This is a genomic window from Stenotrophomonas sp. NPDC077659 (genome assembly GCF_050268705.1).
Taxonomy (GTDB): domain Bacteria; phylum Pseudomonadota; class Gammaproteobacteria; order Xanthomonadales; family Xanthomonadaceae; genus Stenotrophomonas.
On record NZ_JBNNHG010000295.1, the window covers coordinates 1 to 1,307 of the forward strand.

The 1,307-nt window shown below is 66.3% G+C and carries 1 protein-coding gene; it reads left to right on the top strand.

What is annotated here, in order from left to right:
* A partial coding sequence (locus tag ACQKDV_RS19580; protein WP_427785882.1) for an NAD-glutamate dehydrogenase domain-containing protein occupies positions 1-1,307 on the top strand: 1,307 nt, incomplete at both ends.

Sequence of the window (1,307 nt, forward strand, 5' to 3'; positions counted from 1 at the left end):
GACGTGGGTCGGGCCGATCTTCTTGACGCGGTCGATCAGCGTGTCGAGATTGCGTACCAGCTACTACCAGACCGATGCCAGCGGCCAGCACGGCCATGTCATCAGCTTCAAGTTCGATTCGGCCCTGGTGCCGGACCTGCCCAAGCCGCGCCCGTACCGCGAAATCTTCGTCTACGGCCCGCGCGTGGAAGGTACCCACCTGCGCTTCGGTGCCGTGGCCCGTGGTGGCCTGCGCTGGTCGGACCGTCGCGAAGACTTCCGCACCGAAGTGCTGGGCCTGGTCAAGGCGCAGATGGTCAAGAACACCGTCATCGTGCCGGTTGGCGCGAAGGGCGGCTTCTTCGCCAAGACCCCGCCGGTGAATGGCGACCGCGATGCGGTATTCGCCAACGGCGTGGCCTGCTACAAGCTGTTCATCCAGGGCCTGCTTGACATCACCGACAACATCGTCAACAACAAGATCGTGCCGCCGCTGGATGTCGTGCGCCACGACATGGACGATCCGTACCTGGTGGTGGCCGCCGACAAGGGCACCGCGACCTTCTCCGACATCGCCAACGGCCTGGCCATCGCGCACGGCTTCTGGATGGGCGATGCGTTCGCCTCCGGTGGTTCGGTGGGGTACGACCACAAGGGCATGGGCATCACCGCCCGCGGTGCGTGGGAATCGGTCAAGCGCCACTTCCGTGCGCTGGGCCGTGACAGCCAGACCCAGGACTTCACTGCGGTCGGCGTCGGCGACATGTCCGGCGACGTGTTCGGCAACGGCATGCTGCTGTCGCGCCACATCCGCCTGCTGGCCGCGTTCGACCACCGCCATATCTTCCTGGACCCGAACCCGGATGCGGCCACCACGTTCGTCGAACGTGAGCGCCTGTTCACCGTGCCGCGTTCGAGCTGGGCCGACTACGATGCCAAGCTGATCAGCAAGGGCGGCGGCGTGTACCCGCGCAGCCTGAAGTCGATCGAGATCAGCCCGCAGGTGCGTGAGGCGCTGGGCCTGGACGAGAACGTCAAGGCGCTGTCGCCGAACGATCTGATGAGCGCGATCCTGAAGGCCCCGGTCGACCTGCTGTGGAACGGCGGCATCGGTACCTACGTCAAGGCCGCCAGCGAGCAGCACAGCGATGTCGGCGACCGCGCCAACAACGCACTGCGCGTGAACGGTGGCGAGCTGCGCTGCAAGGTGGTGGGCGAGGGCGGCAACCTGGGCATGACCCAGTTGGGCCGCATCGAAGCCGCCCAGGCCGGCGTCGCCATTGAGGTCGGCAAGCACGGTCTGGCGCTGCTGCTCGAACGGCTTCTTC